Origin of the sequence: Nonomuraea antri (genome assembly GCF_013283785.1) — a bacterium.
Classification (GTDB): domain Bacteria; phylum Actinomycetota; class Actinomycetes; order Streptosporangiales; family Streptosporangiaceae; genus Nonomuraea; species Nonomuraea antri.
In genome coordinates this window covers 1-15873 of the sequence record NZ_JABCPZ010000049.1, presented here as the reverse complement: position 1 = coordinate 15873, position 15873 = coordinate 1, and the positions used below count along the sequence as shown (strand labels likewise).

Annotated in this window: 12 protein-coding genes; 3 read left to right on the top strand and 9 right to left on the bottom strand. The window is 73.9% G+C overall.

The genetic code is table 11. The features are described 5' to 3' along the window. The first annotated feature begins 191 nt into the window (after positions 1-191). Positions 192-671, top strand: a complete 480-nt coding sequence (locus tag HII36_RS18355) for a winged helix-turn-helix transcriptional regulator (RefSeq protein ID WP_328807773.1) — start codon at positions 192-194, stop codon at positions 669-671. 11 nt (positions 672-682) lie between these two features. Here the strand turns inward: HII36_RS18355 and HII36_RS18350 are convergent, their stop codons facing one another. The 8 genes from HII36_RS18350 to HII36_RS18315 form a co-directional block, all read right to left on the bottom strand. Continuing rightward, a complete protein-coding gene (locus tag HII36_RS18350) occupies positions 683-1474 on the bottom strand; it encodes an MBL fold metallo-hydrolase (RefSeq protein ID WP_173524429.1) in 792 nt (263 codons plus the stop codon). Positions 1475-1580: 106 nt separating this feature from the next. After that, complete coding sequence (locus tag HII36_RS18345; protein ID WP_173524428.1) at positions 1581-2375, bottom strand: alpha/beta hydrolase; 795 nt, start codon at positions 2373-2375, stop codon at positions 1581-1583. Between the two features lie 29 nt (positions 2376-2404). Further along, a complete protein-coding gene (locus HII36_RS18340) occupies positions 2405-3229 on the bottom strand; it encodes an alpha/beta fold hydrolase (RefSeq protein WP_173524427.1) in 825 nt (274 codons plus the stop codon). A gap of 12 nt (positions 3230-3241) precedes the next feature. Beyond that, positions 3242-4066: an alpha/beta fold hydrolase gene (locus tag HII36_RS18335; protein ID WP_173524426.1), complete on the bottom strand. Its 825-nt coding sequence runs from the start codon at positions 4064-4066 to the stop codon at positions 3242-3244. Between the two features lie 119 nt (positions 4067-4185). Beyond that, on the bottom strand, positions 4186-5484 hold the full coding sequence (locus HII36_RS18330; RefSeq protein ID WP_173524425.1) for an MFS transporter: 1299 nt from the start codon (positions 5482-5484) through the stop codon (positions 4186-4188). A gap of 32 nt (positions 5485-5516) precedes the next feature. Further along, positions 5517-6086: an alpha/beta fold hydrolase gene (locus HII36_RS18325; protein ID WP_173524424.1), complete on the bottom strand. Its 570-nt coding sequence runs from the start codon at positions 6084-6086 to the stop codon at positions 5517-5519. Between the two features lie 150 nt (positions 6087-6236). After that, positions 6237-8531: an ATP-binding protein gene (locus HII36_RS18320; RefSeq protein ID WP_173524423.1), complete on the bottom strand. Its 2295-nt coding sequence runs from the start codon at positions 8529-8531 to the stop codon at positions 6237-6239. Between the two features lie 25 nt (positions 8532-8556). Beyond that, the gene (locus HII36_RS18315; protein WP_328807772.1) at positions 8557-9492 is read right to left on the bottom strand and encodes an alpha/beta hydrolase; all 936 of its coding nucleotides are present in this window, start codon (positions 9490-9492) and stop codon (positions 8557-8559) included. 117 nt (positions 9493-9609) lie between these two features. Between HII36_RS18315 and HII36_RS58675 the strand changes: the two genes are divergently transcribed. Further along, positions 9610-12336, top strand: coding sequence for an AAA family ATPase (locus HII36_RS58675; RefSeq protein WP_173524421.1), 2727 nt, complete (start codon positions 9610-9612; stop codon positions 12334-12336). Positions 12337-12378: 42 nt separating this feature from the next. Here HII36_RS58675 and HII36_RS18305 read toward each other — a convergent pair whose 3' ends face one another. After that, the gene (locus HII36_RS18305; RefSeq protein ID WP_217369667.1) at positions 12379-13128 is read right to left on the bottom strand and encodes an alpha/beta fold hydrolase; all 750 of its coding nucleotides are present in this window, start codon (positions 13126-13128) and stop codon (positions 12379-12381) included. 92 nt (positions 13129-13220) lie between these two features. Here HII36_RS18305 and HII36_RS18300 point away from each other — a divergent pair. Then, positions 13221-15873: helix-turn-helix transcriptional regulator (locus HII36_RS18300; RefSeq protein WP_173524419.1), on the top strand; the 2653-nt coding region annotated here is incomplete at its 3' end.

Sequence of the window (15873 nt, the reverse complement as noted above, 5' to 3'; positions counted from 1 at the left end):
CCCGCCTCCTTCGTCGCGAAGTGATCGGCGTCGCGCGGCCACGCCCCGTCGTCTCCGCGAACCTGCTCGATCCGCAGGTCATGAGACGCCTGCGCGGAATGGACGAAGCGGCCCATCGGCTCCTCTTCCCAGGAGTGATTGTATTTTGCAACTACTATAGAGAGGGCGATATCCCTGTCAAGGAGGAAGCCGTGGAACCACGGTCCGGGTGTCCGGTCAACGCCGCCGTCGAGGTGCTCGGGGATCGCTGGTCGCTGCTCGTGCTGCGCGACGTCATCTTCGGCGACCGCCGCTACTTCCGTGCGCTGCTCACCGGGTCGGGCGAGGGCATCGCGTCGAACATCCTCGCCGACCGCCTCGTCCGGCTGGTCGCGGCGGGGCTGCTCACCCGGGGCGCCGCCGCGCGGGGGCAGCGCGTCCGCTACAGCCTGACCGAGGCCGGCATCCGGACTCTTCCGATCATCTGCGCGCTCGGCGACTGGGGCCTCGACTGGCGTCCCGGCGACACCGGGCACCGGAGCCGGCAGCGGTTCCTGCGCGACGCCGGGCCGGCGTTCGTCGAGGAGCTCATGGACGAGCTGCGCGTCCGCCACCTGGACGCCCCGCCGAAGCCGCACGACGGCGCCGGCCCGTTCGAACGCCTCGCCGCCGCCGAGATCGAGCAACGGTGACGACCACCGGGTCAGAGGTGGATCTGGTCAGGCGTGCCCAGGGGCAGCCAGTGGAACAGGCCGGCGACGTGGCCGGGCGCGGCCCGCAGGTCACGTTCGATGCCGGCGCGGCCCTGCCTGAAGTGCTGCCAGCCCTCGTAGTGGATCGGCAGGACCGTGCGCGGGGCGATGGCCCCGCACAGCCGGACGGCCTGACGCGCGGTCATGGTGTAGCGCAGCGGTCCGGTGCCGGGGAAGCCGACGCCGCCCAGGTGCAGCAGGACGGTGCCCGGCCGGATCGCGGCGGCGGCCCGGCGCAGCGCCCGGTGGTCGACGGTGTCACCGGTGATCCACAGCGGGCCGTGTTCCTGGCCGGGCCAGGTGAGCGCGAAGCCGATGACCTCGCCCACGATCGGCCCGCTGAGCGGCGGGCCGTGCCTGCAGGGGGTGGCGGTGATGTCGATGGGCGGCCGTCCCTCGGCCGTGAGCCGGGTGGTCAGGCCGGCGCGCAGGCCGCGGGCCGGGCAGGGCAGGGCGCGGGCGCCGGAGGAGGTCGTCACGACCGTGCCCGCGGCCGGCAGCAGGGCGCGTCCGGCGTCGTCGAGGTTGTCGCCGTGGTGGACGTGCGAGAGCAGGACGGCGTCGATGTCCGGCAGGTCGGCCGGGTCGACGGCGGGGCCGGTCAGCTTGCGCGAGGAGGTCCCCCAGCCGAAGGAGTAGGTACGGCCCGGGGGGTCGAAGGTCGGGTCGGTGAGCAGCCGCCAGCCGCCGAACTCGATGAGGACCGTGGGACCGCCGATGTGCGTGAACCGGACCTTCGTCACGGACCTCTCCCTTCGTCAGCACCAATGGTCGTTCATGTCGGTCACGCGAGCCCCGTCCGGGGGGATCGGCTCCCGGAGATCCGCTCCGGGAGCCGGCCCCCGGCTTTCAGGAGTGGTCCAGAGCCCAGGTGAGGGCGTGGTCGGCGATCTTCTCCCAGCCGTTCTCGGCCGGCATCAGGTGCGAGCGGCCGGCGTACTCGACGACCTCGGTGATGGTGCGCGGCGACTTGTAGTGCGCGGCGTTGGAACGCTGGACCTTGGGCGGCATGAGGTTGTCGTGCTCGCCGGAGATGAACAGCAGCGGCTTGCGTGAGTCGTTGTGGTAGTCGACCCAGTTGTCGTCCTTGCCGGGGTGGATGTTGGCCAGGGCGCTGCCCCAGAAGATGTGGCCGGAGGCCGGGATGTGGTAGCGCTCGTAGGTGGCGCGGGCCTGCTCCTCGGGGAAGGTGTTGGTGAAGGCGTAGCGCCACTGCTCGAAGGTGAAGCCGACCGCCTTGTGCCGGTTGGCCGGGTTCTTCAGCACCGGGAAGGTGGCCTTGAGCTGCGACAACGGGATGACCTTGACGCCTTCGGTGGGGGCTGAGTTGATCGCCACCCCGGCGGCGCCGTAACCGTGGTCCAGCAGGATCTGGGTGAACACGCCGCCGGCCGAGTGGCCCATGAGGATCGGCGGCTTGTCCAGGCCGCGGATCAGCGTCTCCAGCGACTCGATGATCTGCGGGACGGTGACCTGCTCGATGGGGGTCGGGTCGGCGTTGAGCGACTCCACCTCGACCTCGAAGCCGGGGTAGGCGGGGGCGATGACCTTGAAGCCCTGCTCCTGGTAGCGGGTGATCCAGTGCTCCCAGCTGCGCGGCGTCACCCAGAAGCCGTGGATCAGGACGATCGTGTCGGGTCTCATCGAAGGTTCTCCTCTGTCGGGTGGCGGCTCTATCGGATGGCGGCGTAGGCGGACAGGACCACCGCGGTCGCGGCGGCGGGGTGGGACATCATCACGACGTGCGAGGAGTCGATCTCGCGGACCCTGCTGCCGGCCCTCTCGGCCATGAACCGCTGGGCGGCGGGCGGGATCACCTTGTCCTGCCTGGGGATCAGGTACCAGGACGGGATGGTCTTCCAGGCCGGGTCGCCGCTGCCGTCGGACAGTCCGGTGGCGCTGCCCGGCCGCTGGGTGGCGGCCATCTGCCTGGTCTTGTACGCGGGCAGGTCGGCGGCGAACACCTCGCGGAACTTCTCCGCGGTGATGTAGCCGTCGATGCCGCCACCGGGGTACGGCCGCGTCAGCAGCGCGTGGCCCAGCTCGCTGCCGGGGAACCGCTCGGCCAGCTGCAGCGCGCTCTCGCCCTGGTCCGGCGCGAACGCGCCCAGGTAGACCAGCGCCTTGACGTTGTCGTGGCCGCGGGCGGCGTTGGTGACGACGACGCCGCCGTAGGAGTGGCCGACCAGGATGACCGGCCCGGTGATGGTGTCCAGGACGCTGGAGAGGTAGGCGGCGTCACCGGCCACGTCACGCAGCGGGTTGGCCGGCGCGATCACCGGGAACCCGGCCGCGCCCAGCAGCGTGATCATGTCGTTGAAGCCGGAGGCGTCCGCGAACGCGCCGTGGACCAGGACCACGGTCGGCTTGGCGCCGGAGCCGGCGGTGGCGGTCGGAGTGGCGGAGGCGGGGACGGCCGCTCCGCTCAGGCCGAGGATCAGGGCGCAGCTCCCGACGAGGGCGCCCAGCAGGTGGCCGAATCGGCGTAGGGGGTTCATGCGCGGCGCTCCTCAGGAGTTCACGAAGGCGAGCAGGTCGGCGTGCAGCCGGTCGCGGTCGGTGTCGGGCAGGGCGTGCCCGCTGCCTTCGTAGACCTTCAGCACGGCGCCGTTGATCATTTCGGCCGAGCGCTTGCCCCCGACCTCGAACGGCACGATCTGGTCGTCGTCGCCGTGGATGACCAGGGTGGGGACGTCGATCTTGGCCAGGTCCGGGCGGAAGTCGGTGGCGGAGAAGGCGGCGATGCACTCGTACGCGCCCCGGTGCCCGGACGCCATGCTCTGCAGCCAGAACGCGTCGCGGAACCCCTGCGGGACGTCCTGCCCGCGGTTGTGCCCGAAGAACGGCCCGTCGGCCAGGTCGCGGTAGAGCTGGGAGCGGTTGGCGGCCTCGCCGGCCCGGATCGCGTCGAAGATCTCGATCGGCAGGCCCTCGGGGTTGTCCTCGGTGCGCAGCATCAGCGGCGGCACCGCGGACACCAGGACCAGCTTCGAGACCCGGTCGCCGCCGTGCCTGCCGAGGTAGTGCGCGACCTCCCCGCCGCCGGTCGAGTGCCCGACCAGGGTGAGGTCGCGCAGGTCGAGCTGCTCGATCAGGCAGGCCAGGTCGTCGGCGTAGGTGTCCATCTCGTTGCCGTGCCAGGTCTGCGCCGAGCGGCCGTGCCCGCGCCGGTCGTGGGCGATGGCGCGGTGCCCGTGCTGGGCCAGGAAGAGCGCGGCGGCCTCCCAGGCGTCGGAGTTGAGCGGCCAGCCGTGGCTGAGCAGGACCGGGGTACCCTCGGCGCCCCAGTCCTTGTAGAAGATCTGGGCTCCGTCGTTGGCGGTGATGTACGGCATTTCGACTTCCTGTTCGTCGGTGCGGTCTCGATGCGCTTCGACGTTAGGTTCGGGGCCCCCTGCCGGTAATCGGTCAGTTGACTGCACTCGCCTCCGGGGCGGTGACGTAGGTATCGGCGTCAGACGCCCGCACGCGCCGGGACGGGCGCTTCGGCGGCGGCCCCGGTCAGGTCGCGGCCGCTGGTCTCCGGGGCGAGCAGGACGGCGACGAAGGTGATCGCCGCGCAGACCACCAGCAGCAGGGCGATGGGCCAGGACGCCCCGCCGGCCGCCGTCACCAGGGCGGTCGCCACGAGCGGAGCGGGGCCGCTGGTCAGCGCGGCCGTCCATTCGCGGGCGATCGCGATGCCGCTGTAGCGGTAGCGGGTGTCGAACAGCTCGGTGAGCAGCGAGGCCAGCACGGCGAACATCCCGGCGACGCAGACGCCGTACCCGAGCGTGATCGCCGGGATCACCAGTTCCGGGCGTCCGGTGTCGACCATCCAGAACATCGGGAAGGCGTACGCGGCGAGGAAGGCCGCGGTGCCGAGGAAGACGGGACGCCGCCCGACCCGGTCGGCGAGCAGCCCGAACAGGGGCGAGACCGCGATCGCCGCCGCGGACGACGACAGGTTGGCGGCCAGGCCCACGGTGGCCGGCAGGCCGACCGTCCTGGTCACGTACGACAGCAGGAAGACGTTGATGATGTAGGCGAGCGCGCCGAACGGGGCGTTGGCCGCGACGGCGATCAGCAGGCTCCGCGGCTGCCTCCTGACCACCTCCAGCGCGGGGAAACGGCTCAGTCCGCGCACCCGCTCGCGCTCGAAGAGCTCGGACTCGGGCGTACGGAACCTGACGAACAGCCCAACCCCCACGCCCACCAGGCTGATCAGGAACGGCAACCGCCAGCCCCAGGTCTCGAACGACGGCAACGCGGCGGCCGCGGTGAAGACCAGCGTGGCGGTCAGGATGCCGATCTGGACGCCCGCCCCGGGAAGCGCGGCCCACAGGCCCCGCCGGCGCGGGTCGCTGGTCTCGGCCACCAGGACCAGCGCGCCCGCGTACTCGGCGCCCGCGCCGAAGCCCTGCGCCAGCCGGAGCAGCATCAGCAGGGCCGGCGCGGCCACGCCGATCTGGTCGTAGGTGGGCAGCAGCCCGATGCCGGCCGTGGACAGTCCCATCAGCAGCAGCGTCGCGACCAGCGCGGGTTTGCGCCCGACCCGGTCGCCCAGGTGCCCGAACACGACACCGCCGATGGGACGGGCCAGGAATCCGACCGCGAACGCGGCGAAGGCGCCGAGGGTGCCCGCGGCGGGGCTGTCCGCGGGGAAGAACTGCCCGTTGAGCACGATCGCCGCGGCGAGGCCGAACAGCGCGTGGTCGTAGAACTCGATCGCGGTGCCGACGACGGCGGCCTTGGTCACGGGTTTGCCTGTCATGTCTGCCTCCTGCGGTGCGGCGCCGCGGCGCCTCATGGAGCGGCCGGGCCGAAGACGGCGGCGGCCGCCTCACGGATGAGGTCGGCGGCCGCGGCCGGCTGGGTGACGTGGACGGCATGGCTGCCGACCACCTCGACGACGATCGATCCGGCGCGCTCGGCCATCCCGCGCTGCAGGGCCGGCGCGATGATCCGGTCCTGGAGCGCGACGAGGTACCAGCTCGGCCGGTGCCGCCAGGCCGGGTCGGTGACCGTCGCGCCGCGGGCCGGCACGGGCAGCGCCGGCCCGGCGGCGACGAGCGTGTCGATCGACTCGCCCTGGTCGGGGACGAACGCGGCCAGGTACACCAGCGACGCGACCCGGGGATGGGTGCCCGCCTCGGTGATGACGACGCCGCCGTAGCAGTGGCCGACCAGGACGGCGGGGCCGTCGAGACCGTCCAGGAGCCTGCGGGTCAGCGCGACGTCACCCGCCGGCGACATCGGGATCCGCGCGACGTGGACGCGGAGCCCGGCCGCGGCCAGTTCGTCCTGGACGCCCTGCCAGCCGGACCCGTCCGCGAGAGCGCCGGGCACGAGTATGACGTTCCTGCCTGCGGTCATGGTCGCTCCCCGCGCTGCCGGCCAGGCCCATCGCCTGTCCCCCGTGCGCTCCATCAAAGTGGCGGGCAGGCTGCCGGGCCACGCAGAACAGCACGCAGAAGTAGCGCGGGAACCGTCAGGTCGCGGTGTTCGCCCAGGTCGCGGTGTTCGTCAGGTCGGGGTGTTCGCCAGGTCGCGGCAGCGGCCGCTCGCCGCCGTGTCGCCGACGGCCTGGTACACCTCGGCCGCCCGCGCGTAGGCGTCGCGGCTCTCGCCGGCCCGGTCCTCCTCCGACAGCAGCGCCGCCAGCGTCTCCAGAGCGCGGGCCTGCGGGACGGCCAACTGGATCCGCTCCATGAGCTCGATCGCCTCGGCGAGCCTGGCGATCGCCGCGGGGCGTTCGCCGAGCAGGCCCAGGCATTCACCGACGCGGGCCAGCGCGATCGGCCGGATGAACGCCGCGACGCTCGGCGTGATGCCGGACCGCTCGTCGTTCACCAGGGCCAGCACCTTGTGGTACTGCTCCAGCGCCTCGGCGTGGCGACCGGCGAGACGAAGGCAGGTGCCGAGGGCGCCGAGCGATTCGCAGTACTGATCGATGTCGTCATCGGCCTCGGCCATCTCGACCGCCCGCGTCTCCGCCGCGATGGCCTCGTCGAGCCGTCCGAGCTGGCGGAACGCGCCGCCTTCCAGGTGGTGGGCCTGGATGATCTCCGCCGTGGCGCCGCTGCGGGTGGCCAGGTCCAGCGCCCGCGGGGTGTGGCGCAGGCAGGCCTCCGGGTCGTCACGCGGTATCAGGTGCACCCAGGCCACCTGGTTCAGCTGGCCGGCCTGCCTGGCCGGGTCGTCCAGGGCGGCGGCGGCCGCGGCGCCGAGCGTGAAGACCTCGTGCCAGTGCGGCGCGTGCATCCACCGGTCGGAGAACCTGTTCAGCGACTCGGCGCAGTCGAGCACGGCGGCGAACTGATCGCCGCTCGCCCCCTGGCGTAACGCGCCCAGCCAGTTGTCCGCGTTCACGCGCAACCAGTGGTCGGCCTCTTCGGCGGAGGACGGCTCCGCGAGATCGGGGTCGGGGTCGGGACGGCCGGGTCCGAACTCGAACCAGCGCCCGGCGGCGGTGGCCATCCGCAGCAGCCACGACGTCACCGTCGCGGTGAGCTCGTCGCGCTCGGCCGCGGTCTCCTCCTCCCGCAGCCGGTCGCGGGAGAACAGCCGGACCAGGTCGTGGAAGCGGTAGCGGCCGGACGTGCCGTCCTGCAGCAGGCCGAGGTCGACGAGCTCGTCGAGTGCGTCCCAGGCCCCCTCGACGGGCGTGCCGCCCGCGACGGCGGCCAGCGCGGCGTCGAAGTCGCGGCCGGGCACCAGGGCGAGCCGGCGGAAGACCCGCCGCGTCGAGTCGGCCAGCTGGTCGTAGGACAGGCCGAACGCGGTGGCGATCTTGAGGTCGCCGGCGCTGAGCTGGTCGAGGCGGCGTTCCTCGTTCGTCAGCCGGGCGGCGAGGTCGGCGGCGTTCCATCCGGGCCGGCTGGCGAGCCGGTTCCCGGCGATCCGCAGCGCGAGGGGCAGCCCGCCGCACATCCGCGCGAGCTGCCGGAGCGCCGATCCGTCGTCCGAGCCGCCGCGGTCCTTCAGTATTCCGGCCAGCAGTTCGGTGGCCTCCGGCGCGGGCAGGGGCCCGAGGCTGAGCCTGCGCACTCCTTCCAGACCGGCCAGCAGGCGGCGGCTGGTAACCAGGGCCCGTCCCGTGCCGTCGCCCGGCAGCAGCGGCCGGACCTGTTCCTCGGACGCGGCGTTGTCGAGCACGATCAGCACCCGCCGATCGCGCAGCAGCGACCGGTACAGGGACGCGCGCCCGCCGACGTCGCCGGGGATCTGCTGGTCGGTGCTGCCCAGGGCGCGCAGCAGCAGGCCCAGCGCCTCGTCGGCGGGCAGGGGCTGCGCGGACATGCCGAACAGGTCGAGGAAGAACGCCCCGCCGGGGAAGTCTTCGCGCAGGGCGTGCGCGGCGCGGACGGTCAGCGTGGTCTTGCCCAGCCCGGCCGCGCCGGTGATGAGCCCGACTCCGGCGGCGCCCGGCGCGCCCCCGCCGCGCAGCAGCTCGCCGAGCCAGGTCAGCTCGGCGGCCCGGCCGGTGAAGTCGTCGACCGAGCGGGGCAGCTCGCACAGCCCGCTCGGACGGGTCCAGTGGTCGCGCAGACGCCCCTCGCGCGCCAGCCCGACGAGCTGTTCGCGCTCGGCCCCGGCCAGGCCGAGCGCGTCGGCCAGCGCGGTGACGGTCCGGTGCTGCGGGCCCCTGCTGCGGCCGCGTTCCATGTCGGACAGCGTCCTGGCGCTGACGCCGGAGGCCTCGGCGAGCTGCTCCAACGTCAGGCGCGCCGCGTGCCGATGGCGACGCAGCACCTCCGCGAAGCCGGGTGGCGTGGCGATCGGGTGCTCCTTCTCCGCGTTCCGGTGAAGATCAGCCAAAGCTTACGCGGAAGGCGCCGGGCGGTCAGCGGGCGGGAGCCCGGCAATCCGGCCCGCCCGCCGGAGCGAGCATCCTGGCCAGGTAGCGTCCGGCCTGGTCGATGGCGGCCTGGGCGGCGTGGGTGCCGCGCAGGGCGTTGAGCGTGAGGAATCCGTGGATGACGCCGTGGTAGCGCACCGCGGTCACGGGCACGCCCGCCTGGCGCAGCTTGGCGGCGTAGGCCTCGCCCTCGTCCCGCAGCACGTCGGCCTCGGCGGTGATGACCAGCGCCGGAGGCAGCCCGGCCAGTTCCCGCGCGGTGGCGCGCAGCGGCGAGGCGGTGATGTCGGCCCGCTGCGCGTCGTCCGCTGTGTACTGGTCCCAGCACCAGCGCATGCCGTCGGCGCGCAGGAAGTAGCCCTCGGCGAACTGCCGGTAGGAGCCGGTGTCGGACGACGCGTCCGTCGCCGGGCAGAGCAGCACCTGCGCGGCCAGCCGCCCGCGGGCCGCGACGGCCAGCGCGGCGGCCAGGTTGCCGCCCACCACCGCGATCTTCGAGGCGTCCAGGCCGAAGGCGCCGCCGCGCCTGCGCACCCAGTCCAGCGCCGCCTGGCCCTCGCCGAGCGCGACGGGGTAGCGGGCCTCCGGCGAGAGGCTGTAGTCGACGTACACCGTCGCCGTCCGCGACTCGTGGGCCAGTTCGCGGGCCAGCCGTTCGTGGGCGTGCCCGCCGCCGAACACCCAGTCGTCGTGCAGGTAGAGCGCCGCGGGCAGCGGTCCCTCGGCGTGCGCGGGACGGAAGAGGGTGAGCCTCGTCCCGGCGATCGGCTGCCGGGTCACGCCGGGCACGCGGAGGTCCGGGCGTTGCACTTCGGCCATCGCCTGGCGGCCCGTTTCGAGCGGCAGGCGGTGCAGGTAGGGCGGGTTGGCGGTGGCATCGGCGAAGGCCTGGGCAGCCGGCTCCAGAACGGGTTTGGTCACGAGCGACTCCAAGGGCGGACGCGACGCCGATGCTAGGAGAAGTCAAGGGACCGGTCATTCGTCAAATGACGTACTCATGCGACAATTCGATCATCGGGCTCCAGGGGGAGGTGTCGCGTGACCACGCTCTTCGGGCGCGACCGCGAGGTGGCGCAGCTCGAAGGGCTCGTGGATCGCGTGCACGAGTGCGGCGACGCCCTGGTCGTCCGCGGCGAGTCGGGGATCGGCAAATCCGCCCTGCTGGCGGTCGCCACCGCGCGGGCCGAGGCCGGGAACGTGATGGTGACCAGCGCCTCCGGGGTGCAGAGCGAGACGCACCTGCCCTTCGCCGGGCTGCACCAGTTGCTGCGGCCGATGCTCGGCGCCGCCGACCAGCTGCCCGCCCGCCAGCGCGAGGCCCTGCTCGGCGCGTTCGGGATGGCCGAGGTCGACGACCCCGAACCCTTCATGGTCGCGCTGGCCGTGCTCAACCTGCTGGGTGAGGCGGCCGCCCAGCGTCCGCTGCTGATCGTGGTCGACGACCTGCAGTGGCTCGACCGGCCCACCACGGAGGTGCTGGGATTCGTGGCCAGGCGCGTGCGATCGGACCCGATCGTGCTGCTGATGGCCCTGCGCGACGGCTATCCGACCAGTCTGGACGACAGCGACGTACCCGAACTGCGGCTGAGCGGGCTCGATCCCGCCGCGGCCGAGGCGCTCCTGGACGCCCAGGCCGCCGATCTCGGCGTCGGCATGCGCTGGCGCGTGCTCAGCGAGGCGGCGGGCAACCCGCTCGCCCTGGTCGAACTGCCGTTGGCGCTCGACGCCGGGACGGTCACCGCCGAGGCCGGGCTGCTGCCGCTCACGGCGCGTCTGGAACGGGCCTTCGCCGTGCGGCTGGCCGAGCTTCCGCCCCGTACCAGCGGGCTGCTGCTGGTGGCCGCGGCCAACGACGGACACGACGTGGCCGACGCGCTGGCCGGCGGCAGGTTACTGACCGGCGCCGAGGTGACCGCGGAGACGCTGATCCCGGCCGTGGACGCGGGGCTGGTGGAACTGCACGAGCAGACCTTGCGCTTCCGGCATCCGCTGGTGCGCTCGGCGATCTACCACAGGGCCGGTCGTACCGATCGCCTCGCCGCCCACGCCGCGCTGGTCCGGGTGCACGACCGCGACCCGGACCGCCGGGCCTGGCACCGCGCGGCGGCGATCGCACACCGGGACGAATCCGTCGCCGCCGAGCTGGCGGAGGTGGCCGCCCGGGCCAGGCAGCGTGGCGCGATCCCGGTCGCGGTGGCCGCCCTGCGCCGCGCGGCGGAGGTCGGCGACGATCCCGCGGCGGGCGCCGACCGCCTGCTGGCCGCCGCCGAGCTGGCCTTCGAGCTCGGCCGCGGCGACGAGGCCGCGGAGCTGCTCGCGCTGGCCGAGCCGTCCGTGCTCGGCGAGTCGCGGCGGGCCAGGGCGGTCTGGCTGAGCGAGGTGCTGGAAGAGGGGCGCAACGAGGGCCCGGCGCGGATCAGGCGGCTGGTCACGACCGCGGAAGCCGTGGCGGCCGCGGGCGATCGCGCTCTGGCGCTCAACTGCGTCCGCGCCGCGGCCATCCGCTGCTGGTGGGGCGATCCCGGCTGGGAGCAGCGCGGCCGCGTCATCGCCCTGGCGGAACGCCTCGCGGCCGGCCGGGACGATCCCGAGCTGCTGATGACGCTGGCCACGGCGGGACCGCTGGAACGCGGCGCGGACGTCATCGACCACCTGACCAAGCTGCGCGGCGCCCGGCTCGACGGGGCCATGACCCGGCTGCTCGGGGTCGCGGCGAGCACGGTCGGCGCCTTCGACCTGGTCGGCGACTTCATGGACGCCTCCATCGCCGACCTGCGCACCCACGGCAGGCTGGGCCTGCTCACGCAGGCGCTCAGCACGCAGATGTGGCGCCAGGTCTTCTGCGGCGACTGGGCCGGGGCGCTGCTGGTCGCCGAGGAGGCCGAACGCCTGGCCCGCGAGACCGCGCAGCCGCGCTGGCAGTCCTCCGCCCTCGGCATGCTGGCATTGCTGGCCGGGCTGCGCGGTGAGGAGACACGCGGCCTGGCGCTGGCCGCCGAGGGCGAACGCGCGCTCGGCACCGTCGCCATCAGCTCGGCCGTGGCGATACTCCAGCACGCCAAGGGCGTGATCGCGTTGTGCGCCGGACGGTACGACGACGCCTTCGCCCACCTGTGGCGGCTGTTCGAGCCGGGCGACGCCGCCCATCACCAGATCTGGCGGCAGTGGGTGATCAGCGAGCTGGCCGAGGCCGCGGTCGCGATCGACCAGCCCGAGCCGGCCAGGCGGATGGTGGCCGAGCTGGAGCCGGTGGCCGCCAGGACCCGATCGCCCCTGCTGCACCTGGGCCTGCGTCACGCGCGGGCGTTGCTGGCCGGCGACGCCGAAGCCGACGCGCTCTACCGGACCGCGCTGAGCGCCGACCTGTCGGGCTGGCCGACCGCGCGGGCCCGCCTGCTGCTCTCCCACGGCATGTGGCTGCGCCGCCGGCGCCGGATCCAGGAGGCCCGCGTGCCGCTGCGGGCCGCCCGCGACGCCTTCGACGTGCTCGGGCTGCTCGCCTGGGGCGAGAAGGCCCGCCAGGAGCTGCGGGCGGCGGGCGAGGCCAGCGACCTGCGTGTCGCGCCTGTCGCGGAACTGCTCACCGCGCAGGAGCTGCACATCGCCAGGCTGGCCGCGGCCGGGCTGTCGAACCGCGAGATCGGCCAGCAGCTCTACCTGTCGCACCGGACCGTCAGCACGCATCTGTACCGGGCCTTCCCCAAGCTGGGCATCACCTCGCGCGGGCAACTGCGCGACGCGCTGGCGAATACGTCACGCGACTGATACCGGGGTCCGTCACCCGGGACGTACGGTCGCCGCATGCCGTCATCCCGCCAGGAACTCCAGCATGAGCGCGTTCCACTGCTCGACGTGGGTGAGCGGGGCGCCGTGCGGCGCGTCGGGGATCGTCGCCAGCGAGCTGCCGGCGACCGCGCGGGCGACCCGCGTCCCGCCGTACTCCGCGGGCACGAACGCGTCCTCCTCGCCCTGGATGATCAGCGTGGGCACGGTGATGCGGGCCAGGTCCTGATCCGGGCGTGCGGCGCTCCAGACGGCCAGCGAGTCCGCGGTCGCCTGGGGCGAGGCGTCCGCGGCGTGCCGCAGCAGGTACTGGCGGGTCTGCTCGTCGAGCGTCGGCCGGCCGCGCACGGCGAAGAACCTGAGCAGCAGATCGTCGAGCATCGGGAGGCGGTGCCGGCGCGCGGCGACGCGCAGCTCGTGGGCGAGCGGGTCCGGATACAGCACCGGGCTGCCCAGCACCAGCCTGGCCACCCGGCCGGACGCGGCGGCGTAACCGACGCTCTCGGCGCAGCCGGTGGAGAAGCCCACCAGCGCCAGCCCGGTCAGGTCGAGGCTCTCGACCAGGGCCGCCAGGTCGGCGGTGAAGGTGGCGTGGTCGTAGCCGTGCCAGGGCCGGCTGGAACGTCCGAAGCCGCGCCGGTCGTAGCAGACCACCCGGTGCCCGGCCGCGGCCAGCGGTCCGATCTGCGGCTCCCAGAACCGGTGCGACAGAGGCCAGCCGTGCACCAGGACGACGGGCGGCCCGTCGCCGACGTCCTCGTAGAAGAGGGTCACGTCTGTTCCCACCTGTAGTCGCGGCACCCGCCCAGCATGCCGCCGCGAAAAGCCGGGGCAATCGGTCAAATGACTGCACCAAGGAGACGAACATGGACCTCATCGGACGCGCGAGCGAGCTGGCCGCGCTGCGGCAGGCGATCGACCGCGTCCCTGGCGTGCCGCCCAACGTCGTGCTGCACGGGGACCCCGGCGTGGGCAAGTCGGTGTTGTTGCGGGCCGGCATCGCCTACGCCGAGCAGCGGGGCATGCGGGTGGTGGGCGGCAGCGGCTTCGAGAGCGAGGCACAGCTCGCCTTCGCCGGGCTGCACCAGCTCTTCGCGCCGGTGATGGAGTATCTGGACCGGGTGGAGCCCTTCCACCGGGACGTGCTGCGCCGGGTGCTCGGCCTGAGCGACGGGCCGGTGCCCGACCGGCTGGCGATCTCGGTGGCGTCGCTGGCGGTGCTGGCCGCCGTCGCCGCCGACGGGCCGGTGCTGATCGCGGTGGAGGACGCGCACTGGGTGGACCATCCCACGCGCGAGGTGATGATGTTCATCCTGATGCGGCTCAAGCCGTACGACCTGCGGGCCATCTTCGCGCGCCGGCCGCTGACGGCCAGTGAGCGCGTCACGCCCGGCATCAGCATGATGGAGGTCGGGCCGCTCGACGGCGAGGCGGCCGGGCGTCTGCTGGACCTGTGGCACCCCGGCCTGCCCGGCTCGGTGCGCGCGCGGGTGCTGGCCGAGGCCGCGGGCAACCCGCTCGCGCTCACCGAACTGCCGCAGACCTCGGTCGACGCGGAGCTGCTGCCCACCGGCGCGCCGCTGCGCACCCGGCTGGAGACCGCGTTCGCCGGACGGGTGCTGGAGCTGCCGCCCGAGATCCGTACCACGCTGCTGGTGACGGCCCTGGACGGCGACCGGCTGGAGCACCGGGCCGAGCTGTCGCCGTACGAGCTGATGGAGGTGGAGCGGCTGAGCCTGGTCACCCGCGACTCGACGCCGTCCGGCCTGCGGTTCCGTCATCCGCTGGTCAGGTCGGCGATCATCAACCTGGCCTCGCCGGAGGAGACGCGGCAGGCGCACGCCGTACTGGCCGAGCAGCACCGGTCCGATCCGGAGCTGCGCATGTGGCATCTCGCGGCGGCCACCGTCGAGCCGGACGAGCGGGTCGCCGCCGAGATCGAGAAGGCCGCCCGCGCGGTACGCCTGCGCGGCGGCAGCGGCCTGGCGGTCAAGGCGCTGCAACGCGCGGCCGAGCTCACCCCCGACACGGCGGCCCGCGCCGCCCGGCTGGAGCTCGCGGCCGAGCTGGCCGGCGAGTCCGGGCAGCTCGACCTGGCCGAGACCCTGCTGGACGAGGCGCGCCGCCACCTGGACGACCCGGCCAGGGCACTGGCGGTGCGCGCGCAGATCCTGCTGCTGCGCGACGGCGACCTGGACGCCGCCCGCCGCCTGCTGCGCGGCACCCCGGGAGCGGGTGCCATGGTCAGGGTGCTCGCCGCCTCCTACGCCCAGGACCCGGAAGAGTGGGCGCAGGTCACGGACGTGGTCGCCGGCTGCGACGACGAGCACGCGCGCCTGCTGCACGACGTCTTCCTCGGCGCGGGCACCGCCGAGCGGGTACGCACCGCGCTCGACGCCCTGCCCGCCGACGCCCCGCCCGGCCGGGTGGCCGCGCTGTGCCGGGCCGCGACCTGGATGGACCTGCTGCCCGACTACCGCGAACGTATCCGCGCCCTGACCGACGGCGAATCCGGGCAGGGCGCGATCACCCACGCCGCCGGCGGCCACTGGCTCGCCGCCCACGACCACTTCCTGGCCGGACGGTGGGAGGCCGCGGAGACCGCCGCCAACGCCGGGCTCGACCTGTGCGTCCGCCACGACCTCGAACTGCTGGCCCACGACCTGCGCTGCAGCCTGGGCTGGATCGCCGCCGCCCGCGGCGACGCCGACAGCGCCCTCGCCTACAGCAGGACCATCGAGCAATGGGCCGCCCCGCGCGGCAGCGGCCTGCACCTGTCGCTGGCCGCCCGCAACCTCGCCCTGGCCGCGATGGCGCACGGCGACTACGAGACGGCCTACGCCTACTGGAGCAGCATCAGCCCGCCCGGCGTCATACCACCGCACGTGGCGTTCGCGCCCTGGGCGGTGTTCGAGCTGGTGGAGTCGGCGGTACGCACCGGCAGAACCGCCGAGGCCCGGGCGCACGCCGCCGCCGCGGCCGGGCTGGCCGACCGGGCGCCCCGGCTGCGCCTGCACGTCATGGCCGCCCAGGCGCTGGTGGCGCCGGAGGAGGAGGCGGTGCCGCTGTTCAAGGCCGCGCTCGCGCTGCCCAGGACCGAGCGCTGGCCCTTCGACCACGCCCGGGTCAGGCTCGCGCTCGGCGAACTGCAGCGCCGCCGTCTGCAGCCGGGCGAGGCCAGGCCCGAGCTGCGCCGCGCCGCCGACCTGTTCGCCGCCATCGGCGCGACCGCCTGGCAGCAGCGGGCCGAGCAGGAACTACGCGCCACCGGGGTGGCCGTGGCCCAGCGGCCCCAGGCCGCGCACGGCCTGACCGCCCAGCAGCTGGAGGTGGCGCGGCTGGCCGCAGCCGGGTTGAGCAACAAGGAGATCGGCGAACGGCTGTTCCTGTCCTCGCGTACGGTCAGCGCCCATCTGTACCGGATCTTCCCCAAGCTCGGGATCACCTCCCGCGCCGCCTTACGCGACGCACTGAAGGACAGCGCGGGCGCGGTCGGAGTCGGGGGCGGGCGTGCGAAGG